This is a genomic window from Pseudomonas sp. Irchel 3H9, from assembly GCF_900187495.1.
GTDB classification, from domain to species: domain Bacteria; phylum Pseudomonadota; class Gammaproteobacteria; order Pseudomonadales; family Pseudomonadaceae; genus Aquipseudomonas; species Aquipseudomonas sivasensis.
Genome location: NZ_FYDK01000001.1, coordinates 1,045,729 through 1,065,704, shown reverse-complemented (window position 1 = coordinate 1,065,704; position 19,976 = coordinate 1,045,729). Strand labels below are relative to the sequence as shown.

The following is a 19,976-nucleotide window of genomic DNA, read 5'->3' as shown; positions in this document are numbered from 1 at the left end:
AATGATCTGACTGAAGATGGCTACATGTTAACGCTCAGGACTCTTCTTATGTTCCCCAGCCTGTTTATCTCCCACGGTTCGCCCATGCTTGCCCTTCAACCCGGCGCCAGCGGACCGGCTTTGCAACGCCTGGCTGCCGAAATGCCCCGCCCTAAGGCGATAGTGGTGGTATCGGCACACTGGGAAAGCCACGATTTACTGGTCAGCGGCAGCGCCGCACCCGAAACCTGGCACGACTTCGGCGGCTTCCCCCGCGAGCTGTTTGCCGTGCAATACCCCGCACCGGGCAACCCACAGTTGGCGGGAGAGATCGTCGGGCTGCTGCGCGCCGACGGCCTGAATGCACGCATCGACGACCAGCGCCCCTTCGACCATGGCACCTGGGTGCCTCTGTCGCTGATGTACCCCGTGGCGGATATCCCAGTCGTGCAGGTATCCTTGCCCAGCCGCATGGGCCCTGCCCTGCAGACGCGAGTCGGGCATGCCTTGACCAGTTTGCGCGAGGAAGGCGTACTGCTGATCGGTTCCGGCAGCATCACGCATAATCTGGGCGAACTGGACTGGCACGCAGGGCCTGAAAGCATCGAACCTTGGGCGCGGGGCTTCCGGGATTGGGTGGTGGATAAGCTCGCTGCCAACGATGAAGCCGCGTTGCACGACTATCGGCGCCAAGCACCCCACGCCGTGCGCAGCCATCCAAGCGATGAACATCTGTTGCCGCTGTACTTTGCGCGTGGCGCTGGTGGGGACTTCAGCATCGCGCACCAAGGCTTCACCATGGGCGCCTTGGGCATGGACATTTACCGCTTCGGCTAACTCTTTATTGTTAAAACAGCGGCGCAAAAAAAATCCCCGAACCAGTCGGGGATTTTTTATGTGTGATCAATCAGCCCAAGGGCGGATCAATCTTCGCGGTAGCGACGCAGCTTCAACTGCTTACCGGCAACGCGAGTGTCTTTCAGCTTGGTCAGCAGCTTCTCCAGACCGTCTTCCGGCAGCTCCACCAGGGAGAAACTGTCACGGACCTGGATACGGCCGATTGCTTCACGTGCCAGGCCACCCTCATTCAGGATAGCGCCCAGCAGGTTCTTGGCAGCGATACCATCACGCGCGCCCAGCGCGGTACGGCAACGAGCACGACCTTCAGCCAATGGAACCGGAGCACGACGCTCACGATCACCACGGTCTGGACGGTCGCCGGTACGCTCTGGACGATCACCGCGTGGCGCGTTGTTCGGTACCAGTGGGCGCTCTTTCTCGATAGCTGCCAGGGTCAGGGCCTGACCGTTTGTAGCCTTGCGCAGCAGGGCAGCAGCCAGGGCACGTGGAGTGCAACCGATATCGGCGGTCAGGCGGTCCAGCAGGTCGCCGTGAGTCGATTCAGCGTCAGCCACCAGAGGCGACAGGCTGTTGGTCAGTTTCTTGATGCGGGCATCGAGAACGGCCTGGGCATCCGGCAGGCGGACTTCGGCAACTTTCTGACCGGTTACGCGCTCGATCACTTGCAGCATGCGGCGCTCACGTGGAGTCACCAGCAGCAGTGCACGACCTTCGCGACCGGCACGGCCTGTACGGCCGATACGGTGAACGTAGGATTCTGGATCGTAAGGCATGTCAACGTTGAACACGTGGGTGATACGCGGAACGTCGAGACCACGAGCCGCTACGTCGGTCGCAACAACGATGTCCAAACGGCCATCCTTGAGGGAGTCGATCACGCGCTCACGTTGGTTCTGGGCAATGTCACCGTTCAGCGCAGCGGCTTTATAGCCTTTGGCTTCCAGGGCACTGGCCAAGTCCAGGGTCGCTTGCTTGGTGCGCACGAACATGATCAAGGCGTCGAAGTCTTCGACTTCCAGCAGGCTCAATACAGCCGAGGTCTTCTGGTCAGCGTGAACCAACAGGTGAGCCTGTTCGATCGCGGTAACGGTCTGAGTCTTGGTCTGGATCTTCACGTGTTGCGGATCGCGCAGATGGCGCTCGGCAATGGCACGGATCGACTGTGGCAGGGTGGCCGAGAACAGTACGGTCTGACGGGTCGGTGGCAGTGCCTTGAAGATGACTTCCAGGTCATCCATGAAGCCCAGCTTCAACATTTCGTCAGCTTCGTCGAGAACCAGGTGGTTCACGGTCGACAGTACTTTTTCGTCGCGACGCAGGTGGTCGCACAGACGGCCTGGGGTAGCCACGACGATCTGAGCGCCATTACGGATGGCTTTCAGTTGCGGGCCCATCGGCGCGCCGCCGTAAACGGCAACAACGGTAACGCCCGGCATTTGCTTGGCGTAGGTTTCAAAAGCGGTTGCTACTTGCAGCGCCAACTCACGGGTTGGCGCCAGGATCAGGGCTTGCGGCTCGCGCTTGGCAGGATCGATGCAGTGCAGGATAGGCAGGGCGAACGCGGCGGTTTTACCGGTACCGGTTTGCGCCTGGCCAATCATGTCTTGGCCGGCCATGATGATCGGGATCGATTGCTGCTGAATCGCCGAAGGTTCTTCGTAGCCGGTCGCAATGACGGCAGCAAGAATGTTCGGGTTAAGATTAAAAGCGGCGAAGCCGCCGGTTTCCTGGGTCATGGGTCTGCCTCTAAGTGCATCCGCAAAGACCCATGCTCCAAAGCTGCGCATGCCGTGTTGAGACTCAAGAGTCGCCCTGGCTGCTTTGTCGGCGGGGATTTGCGAAAACGAATGAATGAAAAAGATTCGTTAAGGAAGAGTCCGCTGTGCGGACATGCAGCCGAAGCTGACTTCGGGGAATTGCGCTACCTAAACGCGGCCCGGTTAAAGGCCGGCGCGCACTATACCGGAAATACTTGAAAAAGGGAGCTTTTTTTATCGCAAAGCACCGATAAACCGTGCTGCGTCACAGTCTTTGCAGATAACCCTGCCAGGGTCTATTTTTCAAAGGCCCGGCCCTGTTGGTCATAAGGCTTAAACGATTCACCCTTAGACCAAGACCTTTGGTCTGAAACCCTTCTCTCCACCCGAGGGCACACCCAATGAATCAAGCCAGCAGCAGCCGCGTCAGCCGTGAACTCCAGGGCCATGTCCTGCTGTTGGGCCTGGACCGGGTGGCCAAGCGCAACGCCTTCGACCTGGATTTGCTCAATGAGCTGAGCTTGGCTTATGGCGAATTTGATCGAAACGATGACGCACGAGTGGCCGTAGTATTTGCCCATGGCGACCACTTCACTGCCGGCCTGGACCTGGCCAATGTCAGCGGGGTAATGGCGGGCGGCTGGCAACCGCCGCTGGGAGGCTGTGATCCCTGGGGCGTTTTCGCAGGCCCCAGGGTCAGTAAACCGGTGATCGTCGCCGCCCAGGGCTACTGCCTCACCATTGGTATCGAGTTGATGCTCGCGGCGGATATCAACCTGTGTGCGAGCAATACCCGCTTTGCGCAGATGGAAGTACAGCGTGGGATCTTTCCGTTTGGCGGTGCGACATTGCGCTTTCATCAGATCGCCGGCTGGGGCAACGCCATGCGCTGGCTGCTGACCGGCGACGAGTTCGACGCCCATGAAGCCCTGCGCCTGGGTTTGGTGCAGGAAGTAATGGCCAGTGAAGACCTGCTGCCCCGCGCCATCGAACTGGCCAGTCGCATCGCGCGCCAGGCGCCGCTTGGCGTCCAGGCCACCTTGATGTCGGCCCGCCTGGCGCGTGTGGAAGGCGAAACCGTTGCGGCCGCCGCGCTGCCGCCGATGGTGGATAAATTGCTGAACAGCGAGGATGCCAAGGAAGGCCTGCGCGCGATGGTCGAGAAGCGGCCGGGGGTATTCAAGGGCATTTGAGTCGCCTATACCGACGCCATCGGGGCAAGCTCCCTCCCACATTTGAAATGAGTTCCAAGTGTGAGACGTGCGGTGCGACGATTCGACTCGCCCCCGATGGCGTCGGTACAGGCGACTACGTAGCCGGCCGAATCGCCTTGATCAAGGGCTGCAACGAATACCCCAGACGCGGCGCCAACAACTCAGCCCGAGTAGAAAGGGCGTCAAGATCCAGCTCCTGATCCAGCTCCGAAGGTACCAGCAAAATCACATTGCCCTCCTTCACCGGCAGTTCCCAGTAGTGCCGGTGATACAACCCACGCAACAACGCCGCGCCCAGCGGTTTGCCGTCGTCAGTCGCCCACTGATTGATCACCAGCCAGCCGCCGGGGTTGAGTTTCTTCTGGCAGTTTTCCAGGAAGGTCCACGCCAGGTGCCCAACGCCGGGGCCGACATCGGTATAGAGGTCGACGAAAATCAAGTCCGCCGATTCAGCGGTCTCCAGCAACTCCAGGGCGTCGCCGATGCGGATGTACAGGCGCGGATCATCGTCCAGCCCCAGGTACTCAATGGCCAGGCGCGGCACATCGGGGCGCAGCTCGATGGCTTCGACGTCTTCCAGCGGGAGGAACTTGAGGCACGCCTGGGTCAACGTACCGGCGCCCAGACCGAGGAACAAGGCGCTCTCCGGCTGTTCATGGCACAACGCGCCGATCAGCATCGCGCGGGTGTAGTCGTACTCCAGCCAGCTCGGATCTGCAGTGAACACGCAGCTTTGCTCAATGGCGTCGCCGAATTCGAGAAACCGGTAATCGGCCACTTCGAGCACACGGATCATGCCGAAGTCATCATGAACTTCGGCGAGCAGGCGCTCGACACGCTCCTCTGTCATCACTACTCCTAACGGGTTTGCTGTACGGCAAAGGCGCGATTGTCGGCCAACCGGCAGCAGCAGGTCACGCACTAATTGCTGATAACATTGGCGCCCGACCGTCAATCAGCCAATCGAGTTCATGATGAGCCAACCCTGGAGCCCCGACAGCTGGCGCGCCCTGCCGATCCAGCAACAACCCCAGTACCCGGACGCTGCACACCTGTTGCGGGTGGAGCAGAGTCTGGCCAGCTACCCGCCGCTGGTGTTTGCCGGGGAAGCCCGCGAGTTGCGCCGCCAGTTTGCCGAAGTGACCCAGGGTCGCGCCTTCCTGTTACAAGGCGGCGACTGCGCCGAGAGTTTCGTCGAGTTTTCCGCCGCGAAAATCCGCGACACCTTCAAGGTGTTGTTGCAGATGGCGATTGTGATGACCTTCGCCGCCGGCTGCCCAGTGGTGAAAGTCGGGCGCATGGCCGGCCAGTTCGCCAAGCCGCGCTCGGCCAACGATGAGACCATCGACGGCATCACCCTGCCCGCCTACCGTGGCGATATCGTCAACGGCATCGGCTTCGACGAAAAAAGCCGTGTACCCGATCCGGACCGCCTGCTGCAGTCGTATCACCAATCCACCGCTACCCTCAACCTGCTGCGCGCCTTCGCCCAGGGCGGTTTCGCCGACCTGCATCAGGTGCACCAGTGGAACCTGGACTTTATCGCCAACTCCGCCCTGGCAGAGAAGTACAGCCAACTGGCAAACCGTATCGACGAGACCCTGGCCTTTATGCGCGCCTGCGGCATGGACAGCTCGCCGCAGTTGCGCGAAACGAGCTTTTTCACCGCCCATGAAGCGCTGCTGCTCAACTACGAACAAGCCTTCGTGCGTCGCGACAGTCTGACCAACGACTATTACGACTGCTCGGCCCACATGCTGTGGATCGGCGACCGCACCCGTCAGTTGGATGGCGCTCACGTCGAATTCCTGCGCGGGGTGAACAACCCGATCGGCGTCAAGGTCGGCCCGAGCATGAACCCGGAGGATCTTATCCGCCTGATCGACATCCTCAATCCGAACAACGATCCGGGCCGCCTGAACCTGATCGCGCGCATGGGTGCAGGCAAGGTCGGCGACCATCTACCCAACCTGATCCGCGCCGTGCAGCGCGAGGGCAAGCAGGTACTGTGGAGCTCGGACCCGATGCACGGGAACACCATCAAGGCCAGCAGCGGCTACAAGACCCGCGACTTTGCGCAGATCCTCGGCGAAGTGAAGGAGTTCTTCCAGGTGCACCAGGCCGAGGGCAGCTATGCCGGCGGGATTCATATCGAGATGACAGGGCAGAACGTCACAGAGTGCATCGGCGGCGCGCGCCCGATCACCGAAGATGGCTTGTCGGACCGCTACCACACCCATTGCGACCCTAGGATGAATGCCGATCAGTCGCTGGAGTTGGCGTTCCTGATTGCCGAAACGCTGAAGCAAGTCAAACGCTGAAATTTTAGTTGGCAGAATTGACGCCATCGGGAGCAAGCCCCCTCCCACAGGGAAACGTATTCCAGTGTGGGAGGGGGCTTGCTCCCGATGGCGCCCTAGAAACCAGCGCCGCCATTGAGCATCGCAAGCCGCAACCGAGCGGCGCTCGGGCGCTGGCAATTGAGCTGTACCTGTTCCAGCCCCAACCAATCGGCCATCTGCCGCAGGTTCAGCGCAAGCGCAAGCATCCCTTCATCATCCAACCCCAGCTCTTCCTCGTGCACCGCATGCACCGCCAAACGCCCGTTGGCGCGCTCCGCTCGCAGGTCCACCCGCGCGGCAATACGTTCGTTGTGCATAAACGGCAGCACGTAATAGCCATACACCCGTTTGTCTTGCGGGGTGTAGATCTCAAGCCGGTAACGGAAATCGAACAGGCGCTCTGTGCGGCTGCGCTCCCAAATCAGCGAATCGAACGGCGACAGCAGCGCACTCACCGATACTTTGCGCGGCACTTTCGGTTCTGGCAGGCAGTAAGCCGGTTGCTTCCAGCCTTGCACCTGGCACACCAGCAATAGCCCCTCTTCGACCAATTCGGCCAGACGCTTGCGACTGTCGGCGGGATCGAGGCGGAAGTAATCACGCAGGTCTTTTTCGGTGCCCACCCCCAAGGCGGTGGCGCTGTGCAATAACAAGCCGCGCTGGGCCTCGGCTTCAGTCAACGGGGCTTGCTTAAGGATATCGCCAGGGATAACGCGCTCGGGCAAGTCGTAAAGGCGCTCGAAACCACGACGACCGGCAACGGTCACCAGGCCGGCGGCGAACAACCATTCAAGCGCGTGCTTTTCATTACTCCAGTCCCACCAGGGACCTGCGCGCTCTTCGCGGGTGGACAGGCTACCGGCACCGAGGGCGCCCTGTTGTTCGACAGTCTTCAGCACACGCTGAATGATGGACTGCTGCTCCCTTCCGAAACGCGCCATCTGCGCATAAATGCCTTGCCCCTGCTGCGCCCGCGCCATGCGCCAACCCATCAAGGGGTACATCGCCATGGGCAACAGCGAGGCTTCATGCCCCCAATATTCGAAGAGCGAACGCCGCCGGCCCTGGCTCCAAGCGGCCTGCTCAAGCAGTAAAGGAGAATAGCGACCCAGACGGGAAAACAGCGGAAGGTAATGGGAACGCACCACAGCGTTGACCGAATCAATCTGCAATACACCGAGGCGTTCGATCAGTCGATTGAGGTGCGCGGACTTGATCTCTGCAGGGGGCTGGCGCCCGGAAAAACCTTGGGCCGCCAGCGCCATGCGTCGAGCTTGCTTGAGGGAAAAAGACTGGTCGGCGGGCATGGGAATCTCCTTGAAGGCGCGCGACCTACCCTACTGCATCCGGAGTCATTTTCGCAGCGGGTCTTCCCAGAAGTGCAGATGGCTCTCCTGCTCCACATCGGCGCGGCTGAGGCCGATGTCCTTGAGCGCTTCATCGCTCATGCTCGCCAGCATTCGGCGCTCTTCGTGCAATGCTTGCCAGCGGGCTACGGTTTGAAACAACCCGGCAAACGGCCACTTCGCCATCAACGCAAAACCATTCTGACCTTTCATCTTCTCGCCCTCCCTTGGGGATGACGTCAGTGTGTGCGTGGCACTATGATCAATCCAACGAATGTTTCTTATGCAATACATCTCTGGGATTGATCAATGTCCAGCTACCCAAGCATCGACACTGAAGTGCTGCGCACCTTCGTCGCCATCGCCGATCAAGGCGGTTTTACCCGCGCTGGCGAACTGGTCAACCGCACTCAATCGGCGGTGAGCATGCAGATGAAGCGCCTCGAAGAAGACGTGTTGCAGCGCAAACTATTCGAGCGCGACGGCAGGCAGGTGCGTCTAACGCCCGAGGGCCAAGTACTGTTGGGATATGCGCGGCGAATTCTGAAACTGCATAGCGAGGTGTTCAACACCCTGCGCGAGCCGCATATGGTGGGGCTGGTACGGATCGGCACGCCGGACGACTACGTAATGCGCTTCCTTCCAGGAATCCTCAAGCAATTTTCCAAAGCGTACCCGCTGATCCAAATCGAACTGCATTGCGAGTCGTCAACGGTGCTGATGCAGCGACGCGACCTGGCACTGACGGTAATCAGCCGCGAACCTGGCAAAGAAATCGGCGAACTGTTGCGCACTGAACGGATGGTCTGGGCAGCAGCGCCCTGCTTTTGCGTGGAAGACCACGATGCCGTGCCCCTGGCAGTCTCCGGCGCCGACTGCTTGTATACACAGTGGACCCGCGCCGCTCTGGATGCTTCCGGCCGAGACTATCGCCTGGCGTACCACAGCACCAACGTGGCAGCTATCCAGGCGGTGGTGAGTGCCGGCCTGGCCGCGATGATCTGCATGGAAAGCCTGGTGACTGAAGACTTGCGCGTACTCGGCAGCGACGAGGGTTTCCCACCGCTGCCCTCGATGAATCTGCACTTGCTGCGCAACCCGCAAATCACCTCGCCAATCACCGAGTGCCTGGCCGAGTACATCCTGGAAGGCTTCAGACTTTAAAGGTCAGCATCACCGCACACACCACCAGGAACCCGCAGAACAGGCCACGCAACAGGCGTTCGGGTAATGCGTGGGCAACTTTCACGCCCCAACTGATACTGAGCAGGCCACCGACCGCCAGGGGTATGCCGATCATCCAGTCCACTTCGTGGTGCCAGGCGTAGGTGACGAGGGTCACGCCCGTGCTAGGCAAAGCCAAGGCCAGGGACAAGCCTTGAGCGACTACTTGGGTGGTGCCGAACACACTGGTCAGCACCGGAGTGGCGACCACCGCGCCGCCGACACCAAACAGGCCGCCCATGGAGCCGGATACGGCGCCCAGCACCCCGAGCCAGGGCCAGGAATAACGCATTTGCGCGGTCGGCGGCGCGTTGCGGGTGAACATGCGCAGCAGGTTGTAAGCCGACAACGCCACCAGAAAGGCAATAAAGCCAATCCGCATCGCGCCGGCATCAAGGCCTACCGCCCAGATCGAGCCCAGCCAGGCAAAGCTGAAACCCATAATCCCAAGCGGCAGCGCGTGACGCAGTTCAATTCGGTTGCGCTGGTGGTAACGCCACAGGGCGAGCATCACATTTGGCACTACCATCACCAGCGCGGTGCCCTGAGCAATTTGTTGATCCAGGCCAAACAATACGCCGAGCACCGGGATCGCAATCAGCCCACCGCCAATGCCAAACAACCCGCCCACCGTGCCCAAGGCAGCGCCCAGCACCAGATACATCGCTAAATCCCACACCGCTTATTACTCCACAATCCCAGGCTCTGCATGCTACGCAGTCGGCCCTGGCGCGGAAACGCACAGCAACGCACAATGGCTGTGCCAATTTTGCACAAGCACTCAGCCATGAACCCCAATACCCTCACTGATCAGTTGAGCCTGTTTCTAGATGTGCTCGAAACCGGCAGCTTTTCCGCAGCTGCACGCCGCCACCCACTGACGCCCTCCGCGGTGGCGCGGCGCATCGACAGCCTGGAAAGCTCAGTGGGTAGCCGCTTGTTCCAACGCAGCACTCATGCGGTAGTGCCGACGCCCGCTGGCCTGGCGTTTGCCGAGAGGGCGCGGCGGATTGTCAGCGAATTGCAACTGGCGCGCGCCGAAGCGGTGTCCCTGAGCCATGCGCCGGAAGGCTTGATCCGCGTGGATGCGCCCGCGGCGTTTGGTCGACGGCATCTGGCACCGGTGATTGCGGACTTTCTGAAGGTCTACCCCGGCCTGGACGTGCACCTGCATCTGATCGACAGTTTTGTGGATATGCAGGGTGCGCACTTGGGCAAGGTCGATCTGGTACTGCGGGCCGGGCATATCGTCGACACCCGGTTGATCGCCACGCCCTTGGCCAGCATCGTGCGCATCGCCTGCGCCAGTCCCGCCTACCTCAAAAGCCGCGGCACTCCGACCCATCCCCGAGAGTTGAGTGACCATGACGGCTTGGACTGGGATGGCCTGGCGCCGATGTTCGCGTGGCGCTTCGAGTTGGACGGGCGCCGCGCAACCTATCGCCCGCGGCGCATCCGCATGAGCGCCAACAATGCCGAAGCGCTGCTCTCAGGCGCGTTGGCCGGGTTGGGCATCGCCCACCTGCCCACTTGGCTGGCCAGCGAATACCTGGTGCGTGGCGAATTGCTGCCGCTGTTTTGCGAAGATGGCCTACCCAGCCCGGAAACCACCGGAATCTATGCGCTGCGACTGGAACAGCAGGCCAACGCGCGCAGCCGCTTGCTGCTGGAGTACCTCAAATCCCGTTTCAGTCCAGTGCCGCCATGGGATCTGGCGCTACAGAGCGGCCTGGTCTGAGCGCCTGGACCGAATTATCTGGCGCATTAAAGATTTGCCCGCTAGATTTCAGCCCATATACGTTTTTAAGGCACCGCCATGAGCAAAACCCCTGATCCGTGCGAATCCCTGATGCTGAATAACCAGCTGTGTTTCGCCTTGCACTCCACTTCATTGCTTATGACCAAGGTCTACAAGCCTCTGCTGCAAGCTCTCGGCCTGACGTACCCGCAGTACTTAGCCATGATGGTGCTGTGGGAAGAGGACAGTTTGACTGTCGGCGAAATCAGCAGCCGCCTGCTGACGGACCCTGGCTCACTGACGCCACTGCTCAAGCGCCTGGAGGCCGAAGGCCTTCTCAGCCGCACCCGCAGCCGCGAAGATGAACGGGTGGTGGTGGTGGAATTGACTGCCGCGGGACGTGCCTTGCAGGACAGGGCAATGGGTATTCCGCAGTGCATCCTCGGGGCCAGCGGTTTGGAACTGGAGCAGTTGCGCAAGCTGCAAGCTGATCTGATTACGTTGCGCAGTAACCTGCAAAGCACCGTTTAGCCACCTTCACGCATTGACTTGCAGCACTCCCCGGAAAACATTTCAAAAATTATCTTGCGCGCTAAACATTAGCGCTATACATTTACCCCCACAAACTAATTAGCGCGCAAATATTTTGCGAAAAACTAGACCGAGGACGACACCATGCAAACTCTCTACACCGCAGTAGCCACCGCCACCGGCGGACGTGATGGTCGCGCTGTTTCCAGCGATAACATTCTCGACGTTAAGCTCTCCACGCCTAAAGAGCTGGGCGGCGCCGGTGGCCAAGCCACTAACCCGGAACAACTGTTCGCTGCTGGCTACTCGGCCTGCTTTATCGGCGCGCTGAAATTCGTTGCCAGCCAGACCAAACGCAAAATCCCGGACGACGTCTCGATCACTGCCCACGTAGGCATCGGCCAGATCCCCGGCGGTTTCGGCTTGGACATCGACCTGCACATCAGCCTGCCAGGCCTGGCCCAGGATGACGCGCAAAGCCTGGTCGATGCGGCTCACCAAGTCTGCCCGTACTCCAACGCCACCCGTGGCAACGTCGATGTGCGCCTGCATGTAACCGTATGAAAAACACCCGCCCATAAAAAAACCCGACGTGAAGTCGGGTTTTTTTATGGGCGGGGCCAGAATTACTTCTTGGCGCGGCCTTTGTACGAACCGCCTTCGCGGGTGTCGATCTCGATCAGGTCGTCGATTTCGATGAAATCAGCTACTTGCAGCTCGGTACCGTTAGCCAGCTTGGCAGGCTTCATCACCTTGCCCGAAGTGTCGCCGCGAGCGGAACCTTCGGTGTAGGCAACTTTACGCACGATAGTGGTTGGCAGTTCAACGGAAACCAAACGCTCTTCGAAGAAGATCGCTTCGCAGATGTCTTCCATACCTTCTTCCACGAAAGGCAGAACGGCTTCGATGTCTTCAGCGTTCAGCTCGTACATGGTGTAGTCAGTGGTGTCCATGAACGTGTAGGTGTCGCCGCTGATGAAGGACAGGGTCGCTTCTTTGCGGTCGAGGATTACGTCGTCCAGTTTGTCATCGGCGCTGTAGACGATCTCGGTCTTGTAACCGGTCAGCAGGTTCTTCAGCTTGGTCTTCATGATTGCGCTGTTACGACCAGACTTGGTGAACTCAGCTTTCTGAACCAGCCAAGGGTCGTTTTCGAGACGGATCACTGTACCGGGTTTCAGTTCTTTACCAGTTTTCATTGCATATATCCGAAATTTGGATGGGATTTACAAAAATCAAGGTGGCGTATCATATCCAACTTTCATAAAACTGTACCAGCGCCGTCGCAAGATCAGCCTGCAAGCCCTGTTCCAGACACCACGTTTCGGCGTGTTGAGTGACTTCCGGCCAGTGGTCCAACAATTTTTTCCACGGCTGTGCCATGTCACCCTCGGTGTTCCAAGCCTGCCAAAGCGCGACCAACGCCGCCTTCGCGGCCGGTGATAAGGCGGCGGTGTACAACTCCAGGAAGGCATCTAGCTTGTCGAGGTGTATGTCTTCGTCCTGGCGGTAGATGTGCCACAGCAACGGGCGCCCCGCCCATTGGGCGCGGACGAACGAGTCTTCACCGCGCACTGCGTTAAAGTCGCAGCACCACAGCAGGTGATCATATTGCTCCTGACGCACGAACGGCAGCACCTGCACGGCCAGAGCCTTACGTTGATGAATATCGCCCGCGACAAGCCCTCCTACACCGAGCCAGCGCTGTACGTCACCGAGGATGCGGCCCTCCGGCACCAATAGATGAGTGGCACGCCCGTCCGTCGATAAGACGTCCAGCCATCCGGCGAGACCAGCGTTTTCGTAGGCAAACAGTGAGAACAGCCGCGCACCATCATCCGGAATCACACCCAAGGTTTGCAGGAATTGTCGCTGCGCAGCGACATCCAGTTGAAACGCGTGACGTTTTTCCAGCAACCCCGCCTCACGGAGCAAACCGCCAGTACCAGGTCGGAAGCCGGGGAAAAAGAAGTACTTCTGTACTCCCTTGAACTTCACCGACGGCAGGCGATGGCAGCCCACCACCCAGTCCTCGGCACTGAGGTAATCCAGGTTCATCCACAACGGCGTGCGCTCACGCTCGGCCATGGCTTCCATATACTCAAGCGGTAACTGGCAGGCGAAAGCGGCAATCACCACATCTCCGGCAGGAGTTGGCGACCATTGGGCTGGCCAGTGGTGTACATCAACGCCCTCCTGCCACTGTTGCTCCCGCTGCACATCCACCTCGGGGCACATGCGTTCGAAGGCCCGCAGGTCATCAACCCACAAGCGCACCTCGCAGCCATGCTCCACCACCAATTGCCGGGCCAGCCGCCAAGTCACGCCGATGTCGCCGAAGTTATCGACAACGCTGCAAAAAATATCCCAGCGGGCTTTCATTCCGGGCTCCAACGCTCAAAGGCTCGATTGTCCGCATAAATGCGCCCATGCAGAAGGCTTGATCGCGATTATTCTGCACAGTGGCTGTGCGACAATCGCTGCTACGCCGCAAATGCCCGCCAGGAGGCCATCATGTCGGATCAATCGTTGTCGCTGCTCAAGCTGTGCATCGCTATCGCCTTGGGTGTATGGCTGGGGTTTATCGCCATTGCGCTGACCACCTGGCTGGCGTCGAGCTACCTGTTCCCGCAAAGCCTTGCGCCGGTGGCGCAGGCAGTCCAGCAATTGGGCAAGCCGACCGTTGTCGCGCCTGAGCCACCCAACCGTATGTTCGAGCAGTACCAGCAGAACCTGCACAAGCAGGAACAGCAACAAGCCCTGGACCAGGCACGTAACAACGCACGTAACCTGTCCAACCCCAAATGCCAGTTCTGGCTGCAACAGGACCAGAACGCGCCCAATGAAAAGAGCCGGGCCAATGTCCTGCAATTCTGCGAATGATCAAGCACAACCATGAATAAGCACGCCGTCCTCCAGTTGATCCTGGAAAAACTCACTGTCGATCTCGATATCGCCCAGCGCGCCGCGCAGACCGCCTACGAAACCGCGACTCACGAAGAGAACATCGCGGAAAACAAATACGACACCCTGGGGTTGGAGGCTTCGTATCTCGCGGCCGGGCAGGCCAAACGGGTCGAGGAAATCAAGCAAGCGCTCGCGCTGTGCCAGAACCTGCAGTTGCGTGCCTACGATGATCAACGAGGCATAGAAGTCGGCGCGCTATTGGGCCTGGAGGACGAGAACGGTCGCCAGCAATGGCTATTCCTGGCGCCTGATGCTGCAGGCTTGAAGGTGGATGTGGTCGGGCAACCGGTGACTGTCATCACCCCGCGCTCGCCCCTGGGCAAAAGCCTGCTGGGCAAGTTGGAAGGCGATGAAGTAGAGATTCTGGTGGCAGGCGCCCGGCAACTGTTTACGGTTACCGAGGCCCGATAAACCACTCAGTGGACGGGCAATTCAACGCCGTCGAACAGCTCTTCCAGTTCCTGTTTGTTATGGCACTGGATCGCCTTGGCCATCACTTCGCGGGTCAGGTGCGGCGCAAACTCCTCGATGAAGTCGCACATGAACCCACGCAGGAACGTGCCACGCCGGAAGCCGATCTTGGTCACGCTGGATTCGAACAACTCGCTGGCGTCGAGAACCACCAGGTCTTTGTCGAGGTTGGTGTCGACGGCCATCTTGGCGACGATACCCACGCCCAGGCCCAGACGCACGTAAGTCTTGATCACGTCGGCGTCGGCGGCGGTGAACACCACTTTCGGAGTGAGACCGCGATGGCTGAAAGCTTCGTCGAGCTTGGAGCGGCCAGTGAAACCGAACACGTAGGTCACGATCGGGTATTCAGCCAGGGCTTCGAGGGTCAGCTTCGGCAGTTTGGCCAACGGGTGCCCCTGAGGCACCACAACGCAACGGTTCCAGCGGTAGCACGGCATCATCACCAGGTCACCGAACAGTTCCAGAGCTTCGGTGGCGATGGCAAAATCGACGGTGCCATCAGCGGCCATCTCGGCGATTTGCATCGGCGAGCCCTGGTGCATGTGCAAGGCCACGTCCGGGTATTGCTTGATGAAATCGCGGATCACCGGAGGCAATGCATAACGCGCCTGGGTGTGGGTGGTGGCGATCGATAGAGTGCCTTTTTTCTCGTTGGAAAATTCCTGAGCGATCTGCTTGATGCTTTCGACTTTACGCAGGATCTCGCCGGCAGTAGTGATGATGCGCTCACCAGCCGGGGTGACACGGGTTAGATGCTTGCCGCTGCGCGCGAACACTTCGACGCCCAGCTCGTCTTCGAGCAGGCGTATCTGCTTGCTGATACCGGGTTGCGAGGTGTACAGGCTTTGAGCGGTAGCGGAAACGTTGAGGTCGTGGTGCGCCACTTCCCAGATGTAGCGCAGTTGTTGAAGCTTCATATGTGTCCCTCAAAGCAGATAGACGCCACGGGTATCAGCGACGGTATATAACTATATTAAAGGTTAGACGGATAAATCTAGAACTTTTTATCGTTTTCTACCGATCATACGTCATCAATGCGTCGACCTTGTAAGGACGGCACCAAGTAAACCGGCACCGTAGACAGCTGCAGCACCCGTGCCGCGGTACGCCCAAGCGGCGCTGTCGTGCCGGCTGCATGGCTGTGGCTACCGACGATCAACAGGTCGACGGACAGCTTGCGCAGTTGGTCGAGAATCACCTCGCACGGGTCCCCCTGAATCACACGTACCGAGCGGATCAACTTCAAGTCCTGCTCACCCTCCCCCAACTCCTCGCGGAAACTGTCGAGCACCCGCTGCTCGATGGTCGCCATCACCGTGCTAAGCCCTTGAGTCTGCCATTCACTCAATGCAGCTTCATCAAGGTAGCTCTGCAGCACCGATTCGGCGAACAACCCAATAGGCTCGACCGCGTGAATCACATACAGGTCAGCCTTGAACGTTCGCGCCAGCGCCAGTGCATGCTGCATCACATAGGGCGCGTACAGACCGAGGTCCGTGGCGTACAGCATCGAACGAATCATAAAACCTCCTGGACTGCCAGGGTGGAGGAGATTGAATGAGCTTAGCAGCGGCCCTAACTCTCGGCCTGAATCCTCACCTCATTACTGATGCCATGGGGCACGTGCCCCGTGGCCACCACCTCCCTGGCTTTCTCGCAATGACCGGCTTGGTCATCGAAAAATACATCAGCGGCAAACGCTTCCAGAAACGCGGACTTCTCCAGACCGCCAAGAAACAAGGATTCGTCCAAGCGAATATCCCACTCACGCAACGTGCGAATCACCCGCTCGTGAGACGGCGCCGAACGGGCGGTTACCAAAGCTGTGCGGATCGGACAGGCCTCTTCAGGAAACTCACGCTGCAATACGTTCAGCGCGGCCAGAAACCCCTTGAACGGACCGCCGTGCAAGGGCTGGCGCGCCGATTCGCGCTCGCTGGCCTGGAACGCGGCTAACCCGCCGGCCTGGTACACGCGCTCCGACTCATCGGAAAACAACACCGCGTCGCCGTCAAAGGCGATGTGCAGTTCCTCGCTGGAAGCCCGTCTCGGGCCGCCCGACAAAATCGTCGCCGCTGCAAAGCCGGCATCAAGGGCACTGCGCACATCTTCAGCATGGGTCGAAAGAAACAGATGACAACCAAAGGCGGCCAAATAAGGATAAGGGCTACGCCCTCCTACGAAAGCGGCGCGGGAAATATCCAGGCCGTAGTGCTGAATAGAGTTAAATACGCGCAGGCCAGTGTCGGCACTGTTGCGCGATACGAGCACCACTTCAACCCGGGCACGACCCAGGCTGGCGTTGAGGCTCAACAGCTTTTTGACCAACGGGAAGGCGTCGCCGGGCTCAAGGATTTCTTCCTCGTGTTCGATCTGGTATTTGCGGTAGGCCTCCACCCCTTGAGCGAGATAGACCTTGTGGCTGTCGCTCAGGTCGAACAAGGCCCGCGACGAAATCGCCAGCACCAGTTTGTCGCCCAATCCCTTCGCCATGCATTTACCCCCCGAATCAGCGGTTATGCCGATCAATAAAACTCAAGGCCTGATACAGCGCCTGCATACGCGGCAATTCGCAGCCCGCGGCTTTGGCGGCTGCCAGAGGGCGAGCATAGATGGCCTCCAGCTCCAGCGGGCGCTTATGTACGTGGTCGTGGTACATGCTCGGCAAGTAATCGTCCATGGTTTCGGTCATGGCAAACATCTGCTCAGCGTAACTCTTGGGGATTTCCTGGCCACAGGCATGGGCACCCTGCACCACTTCAGCCATCAGCGCCTGGATCAGTTGGCGACTGGATTCGTCGGCCATCAGGGCCGTGGTGCCAGTCCCCAACACTACCGAAAGGCCGTTGTAAGGCACGTTCCACACCAGCTTGTGCCAGCGTGCCTGATGCACATTGGCCATCGCCTGGGACTCGATACCAGCCTTATGAAACAACGCGGCGCCTGCCTCGACAATTGCTTTCTGACGAGCCTCATCGTTAGCAGCAGAACCGCTGTGATAGCCCAGATTGACCCGTCCCAAGGCTTGATGCTCAACCACACCCGGACCAGAACGGTGCACGCCGATATAGCACAGGCCGCCGAGCAGATGCAGCGACAGCGGCAGGTGTTCTCGCAGGCTGTCTTCTACATCCAGGCCGTTTTGAAGCAGCACCACTTTGGCATCCGGCGCCGCGATTTGGGCAATGGTCGGCGCCAACTCAACATTGCCCGTGGACTTGGTGCCCACCAGCAACCAGTCACACGGCGGCATATCGGCGGCGCGCGCGTAGGCCTGAACCGGGTACAGGTGCAACTTGCCGTGCACCGTGCTGTTGATGTGCAAGCCGTGCTCGCTGACCGCGGCATATTCGCTGCGCAGCAGAAAGTGCACATCGAACCCGGCGCGAGCCAGCATCACACCGTAGAATCCCCCGATGGCACCGGTTCCGATAATGCCAACGCGTGGCGACTGTACTGTCATGGCAAATCCTCTGGAGTACGGATCAACGCTTGATTGATCGCGTCGGCAAGGTCGGCAGATGTAAGACGTGTCTGTAATTGTCCGAGGAATTGACCCTCGCACACGACGAACAACGCGGGCAAATGAAAGATCTGATAGCGTTCAACCGCGCCACCGTTGTGCCCGGCATCCACCCAGCACACACGGTCCACCGGCAAGTGCCACCCTGGCAGTTGCTGGCGCGCCCAACGGCAGCTGGAGCATCCTACGCTGGTGAACACCACGAGCGAAATCCCTGGCAATCCCAGCAATTGCTGGTCAATATCCAGGTCGGTCAATTCCAGTTCCTTCACTATACTGCTGCCACCGCCGTCTACAGGACGGTGCTCGGAGTCCGTGTACATGGGTCGTTTTTTACCTCACCCTGATGATGTCGCTGTCGAGTTAATCCAACGCCCCTCTCCCGCCATACCCCGCCAACGCCTGCTCTCTAACGGCCTGGGTGGCATTGCCTGCAATTGGCCGCGCGCCTGGCGCCAGGGCACGGCCGTTGACTTGCACATTCCATCCCTGGGCGCCACCGCCCGATACCCAGGCTACGTGGCGTGGTGTCGCAAGGTGGAAAACGGCTACCGCGTCGGCATTTCGTTTACCGATGAACATGCGTTGTTCGGTGCGCGCATGGGCGAACAAGCATGCCGGATAGAGCGCTACTGCCGCCAGCACGAAGATGCTGAGCCTAGCCCTGCGAAAGTCGAAGCCCTGGCCCGCGAGTGGGTGGCGCGACACGCCAGTGACTTCTCCCATGAGGCGTTTGTGCGGCCAGCAGGGGATTAAAGGGGGCTTTGCCCATTGTCGCGGGCCCGTGTTACGCGCTAAGGTTCCTCCCCCCTGCATCCAAATCATGCTGTGCTCCGCCGCACGGGGATAGCTGGCGGCCGGCACCCGTGACCCTGACGAGTAACACGATGGCTGATTTACCGATCAATGACCTAAACGTCGAATCCAACGAGACGCTGATCACGCCCGATCAGCTCAAGCGCGAAATCCCCCTGAGCGACGCTGCCCTGCAGACCGTCACCAAGGGTCGCGAAGTCATCCGTGAGATTCTCGACGGCACCGACCACCGCCTCTTTGTGGTAATCGGCCCATGCTCGATCCATGACCTCAAGGCCGCACACGAATATGCTGAGCGCCTCAAGGTACTGGCGGCAGAAGTGTCCGACACCTTGTACTTGGTGATGCGCGTCTATTTCGAAAAGCCGCGTACCACCGTCGGCTGGAAAGGCTTGATCAACGACCCGTACCTGGACGACTCGTTCAAGATCCAGGACGGTTTGCACATTGGTCGTCAGTTGCTGCTGGACTTGGCCGAAATGGGCCTGCCCACTGCCACCGAAGCGCTTGACCCGATCTCCCCGCAATACCTGCAGGACCTGATCAGCTGGTCGGCCATCGGCGCGCGTACCACCGAGTCCCAGACCCACCGTGAAATGGCGTCCGGTCTGTCATCGGCCGTGGGCTTCAAGAACGGCACCGACGGCGGCCTGACTGTAGCGATCAACGCGCTGCAATCAGTTTCCAGCCCCCACCGTTTCCTGGGTATCAACCAGGAAGGCGGCGTCTCCATCGTCACTACCAAGGGCAATGCCTACGGTCACGTGGTACTGCGCGGTGGCAACGGCAAGCCCAACTATGATTCAGTCAGCGTTGCGTTGTGCGAGCAAGCGTTGAACAAGGCCAAGATCAAGCCAAACATTATGGTCGATTGCAGCCACGCCAACTCCAACAAGGATCCGGCCCTACAGCCGTTGGTGATGGAAAACGTTGCCAACCAGATCCTCGAAGGCAATCAGTCGATCATCGGCCTGATGGTCGAGAGCCATTTGAACTGGGGATGCCAGGCGATTCCAAAAGACCTGGCCGACTTGCAGTACGGCGTGTCGATCACCGATGCCTGCATCGACTGGGCCGCCACCGAAAACACCCTGCGCAGCATGCACGCAAAGCTCAAGGACGTATTGCCGACACGCAAACGCACCTGAACCGCAACTGCACACACAAAAACGCCGGGCTAAGCCCGGCGTTTTTTTATTGTCTG

23 protein-coding genes are annotated in these 19,976 nt (G+C 59.6%); 11 read left to right on the top strand and 12 right to left on the bottom strand.

Annotated elements, in window-relative coordinates; translation table 11 throughout:
• Positions 1-48: 48 nt before the first annotated feature.
• Positions 49-816 carry a class III extradiol ring-cleavage dioxygenase gene (locus tag CKW32_RS05125; protein ID WP_095184228.1) on the top strand — a complete coding sequence of 256 codons (768 nt, stop codon included), beginning with the start codon at positions 49-51 and terminating at the stop codon, positions 814-816.
• An 86-nt stretch (positions 817-902) separates the two neighbouring features.
• Here CKW32_RS05125 and CKW32_RS05120 read toward each other — a convergent pair whose 3' ends face one another.
• Positions 903-2,576 carry a DEAD/DEAH box helicase gene (locus CKW32_RS05120; protein ID WP_027606997.1) on the bottom strand — a complete coding sequence of 558 codons (1,674 nt, stop codon included), beginning with the start codon at positions 2,574-2,576 and terminating at the stop codon, positions 903-905.
• 422 nt (positions 2,577-2,998) lie between these two features.
• Here CKW32_RS05120 and CKW32_RS05110 point away from each other — a divergent pair, with 422 nt between their 5' ends.
• Positions 2,999-3,790 (top strand): crotonase/enoyl-CoA hydratase family protein, encoded by a 792-nt coding sequence (locus CKW32_RS05110; protein ID WP_095184227.1) that lies wholly within the window; start codon positions 2,999-3,001, stop codon positions 3,788-3,790.
• Positions 3,791-3,905: 115 nt separating this feature from the next.
• Here the strand turns inward: CKW32_RS05110 and CKW32_RS05105 are convergent, their stop codons facing one another.
• Entirely contained in the window at positions 3,906-4,661 is a 756-nt protein-coding gene (locus CKW32_RS05105; protein ID WP_032889040.1) for a spermidine synthase, read from the bottom strand.
• Positions 4,662-4,785: 124 nt separating this feature from the next.
• On the opposite strand from CKW32_RS05105, the gene CKW32_RS05100 reads away from it, so the two are divergent.
• On the top strand, positions 4,786-6,132 hold the full coding sequence (locus CKW32_RS05100) for a class II 3-deoxy-7-phosphoheptulonate synthase (RefSeq protein WP_032889037.1): 1,347 nt from the start codon (positions 4,786-4,788) through the stop codon (positions 6,130-6,132).
• Between the two features lie 95 nt (positions 6,133-6,227).
• Here the strand turns inward: CKW32_RS05100 and CKW32_RS05095 are convergent, their stop codons facing one another.
• Both CKW32_RS05095 and CKW32_RS05090 read right to left on the bottom strand, forming a co-directional pair.
• Positions 6,228-7,460 (bottom strand): winged helix-turn-helix domain-containing protein, encoded by a 1,233-nt coding sequence (locus CKW32_RS05095; protein WP_095184226.1) that lies wholly within the window; start codon positions 7,458-7,460, stop codon positions 6,228-6,230.
• A 45-nt stretch (positions 7,461-7,505) separates the two neighbouring features.
• On the bottom strand, positions 7,506-7,712 hold the full coding sequence (locus CKW32_RS05090) for a DUF1127 domain-containing protein (protein WP_233896991.1): 207 nt from the start codon (positions 7,710-7,712) through the stop codon (positions 7,506-7,508).
• A 96-nt stretch (positions 7,713-7,808) separates the two neighbouring features.
• Between CKW32_RS05090 and CKW32_RS05085 the strand changes: the two genes are divergently transcribed.
• Positions 7,809-8,663 carry a LysR family transcriptional regulator gene (locus CKW32_RS05085; protein ID WP_032889029.1) on the top strand — a complete coding sequence of 285 codons (855 nt, stop codon included), beginning with the start codon at positions 7,809-7,811 and terminating at the stop codon, positions 8,661-8,663.
• Here the strand turns inward: CKW32_RS05085 and CKW32_RS05080 are convergent.
• Positions 8,653-9,402, bottom strand: a complete 750-nt coding sequence (locus CKW32_RS05080) for a sulfite exporter TauE/SafE family protein (protein ID WP_095184224.1) — start codon at positions 9,400-9,402, stop codon at positions 8,653-8,655. The two genes, CKW32_RS05085 and CKW32_RS05080, sit on opposite strands and share 11 nt — an antisense overlap.
• Positions 9,403-9,510: 108 nt before the next feature.
• Here CKW32_RS05080 and CKW32_RS05075 point away from each other — a divergent pair, with 108 nt between their 5' ends.
• From CKW32_RS05075 to CKW32_RS05065, 3 genes are all read left to right on the top strand, one after another.
• Positions 9,511-10,461, top strand: a complete 951-nt coding sequence (locus CKW32_RS05075) for a LysR family transcriptional regulator (protein ID WP_032889023.1) — start codon at positions 9,511-9,513, stop codon at positions 10,459-10,461.
• Between the two features lie 78 nt (positions 10,462-10,539).
• A complete protein-coding gene (locus CKW32_RS05070; protein ID WP_095184223.1) occupies positions 10,540-10,992 on the top strand; it encodes a MarR family winged helix-turn-helix transcriptional regulator in 453 nt (150 codons plus the stop codon).
• Between the two features lie 144 nt (positions 10,993-11,136).
• Positions 11,137-11,556: an organic hydroperoxide resistance protein gene (locus CKW32_RS05065; RefSeq protein WP_032889018.1), complete on the top strand. Its 420-nt coding sequence runs from the start codon at positions 11,137-11,139 to the stop codon at positions 11,554-11,556.
• 62 nt (positions 11,557-11,618) lie between these two features.
• On the opposite strand, the gene CKW32_RS05060 is transcribed toward CKW32_RS05065, so the two are convergent.
• Together CKW32_RS05060 and earP are read right to left on the bottom strand one after the other, a co-directional pair.
• Complete coding sequence (locus CKW32_RS05060; RefSeq protein WP_032889016.1) at positions 11,619-12,191, bottom strand: elongation factor P; 573 nt, start codon at positions 12,189-12,191, stop codon at positions 11,619-11,621.
• A 49-nt stretch (positions 12,192-12,240) separates the two neighbouring features.
• Complete coding sequence (gene earP / locus CKW32_RS05055; RefSeq protein WP_095184222.1) at positions 12,241-13,374, bottom strand: elongation factor P maturation arginine rhamnosyltransferase EarP; 1,134 nt, start codon at positions 13,372-13,374, stop codon at positions 12,241-12,243.
• A gap of 132 nt (positions 13,375-13,506) precedes the next feature.
• Between earP and CKW32_RS05050 the strand changes: the two genes are divergently transcribed.
• Both CKW32_RS05050 and CKW32_RS05045 read left to right on the top strand, forming a co-directional pair.
• Positions 13,507-13,875: a hypothetical protein gene (locus CKW32_RS05050; protein WP_032889011.1), complete on the top strand. Its 369-nt coding sequence runs from the start codon at positions 13,507-13,509 to the stop codon at positions 13,873-13,875.
• Positions 13,876-13,887: 12 nt separating this feature from the next.
• On the top strand, positions 13,888-14,370 hold the full coding sequence (locus CKW32_RS05045) for a GreA/GreB family elongation factor (protein WP_095184221.1): 483 nt from the start codon (positions 13,888-13,890) through the stop codon (positions 14,368-14,370).
• 5 nt (positions 14,371-14,375) lie between these two features.
• Here CKW32_RS05045 and cysB read toward each other — a convergent pair whose 3' ends face one another.
• From cysB to CKW32_RS05020, 5 genes are all read right to left on the bottom strand, one after another.
• Positions 14,376-15,350, bottom strand: a complete 975-nt coding sequence (cysB, locus tag CKW32_RS05040; protein WP_095184220.1) for an HTH-type transcriptional regulator CysB — start codon at positions 15,348-15,350, stop codon at positions 14,376-14,378.
• A 104-nt stretch (positions 15,351-15,454) separates the two neighbouring features.
• Positions 15,455-15,955, bottom strand: coding sequence for a universal stress protein (locus CKW32_RS05035; protein ID WP_095184219.1), 501 nt, complete (start codon positions 15,953-15,955; stop codon positions 15,455-15,457).
• 53 nt (positions 15,956-16,008) lie between these two features.
• Positions 16,009-16,926 carry a 5'-nucleotidase gene (locus CKW32_RS05030; RefSeq protein ID WP_032889004.1) on the bottom strand — a complete coding sequence of 306 codons (918 nt, stop codon included), beginning with the start codon at positions 16,924-16,926 and terminating at the stop codon, positions 16,009-16,011.
• Positions 16,927-16,942: 16 nt separating this feature from the next.
• Entirely contained in the window at positions 16,943-17,896 is a 954-nt protein-coding gene (locus CKW32_RS05025; protein ID WP_095184218.1) for a putative 2-dehydropantoate 2-reductase, read from the bottom strand.
• Positions 17,893-18,279 (bottom strand): thioredoxin, encoded by a 387-nt coding sequence (locus CKW32_RS05020; RefSeq protein ID WP_032889000.1) that lies wholly within the window; start codon positions 18,277-18,279, stop codon positions 17,893-17,895. Before CKW32_RS05020 ends, CKW32_RS05025 begins: the two co-directional genes overlap by 4 nt.
• Between CKW32_RS05020 and CKW32_RS05015 the strand changes: the two genes are divergently transcribed.
• Both CKW32_RS05015 and CKW32_RS05010 read left to right on the top strand, forming a co-directional pair.
• Positions 18,278-18,712: a pilus assembly protein PilZ gene (locus CKW32_RS05015; protein WP_032888998.1), complete on the top strand. Its 435-nt coding sequence runs from the start codon at positions 18,278-18,280 to the stop codon at positions 18,710-18,712. The genes CKW32_RS05020 and CKW32_RS05015 overlap by 2 nt on opposite strands.
• A 131-nt stretch (positions 18,713-18,843) precedes the next feature.
• On the top strand, positions 18,844-19,920 hold the full coding sequence (locus CKW32_RS05010) for a 3-deoxy-7-phosphoheptulonate synthase (RefSeq protein ID WP_032888996.1): 1,077 nt from the start codon (positions 18,844-18,846) through the stop codon (positions 19,918-19,920).
• Positions 19,921-19,976 lie beyond the last annotated feature (56 nt).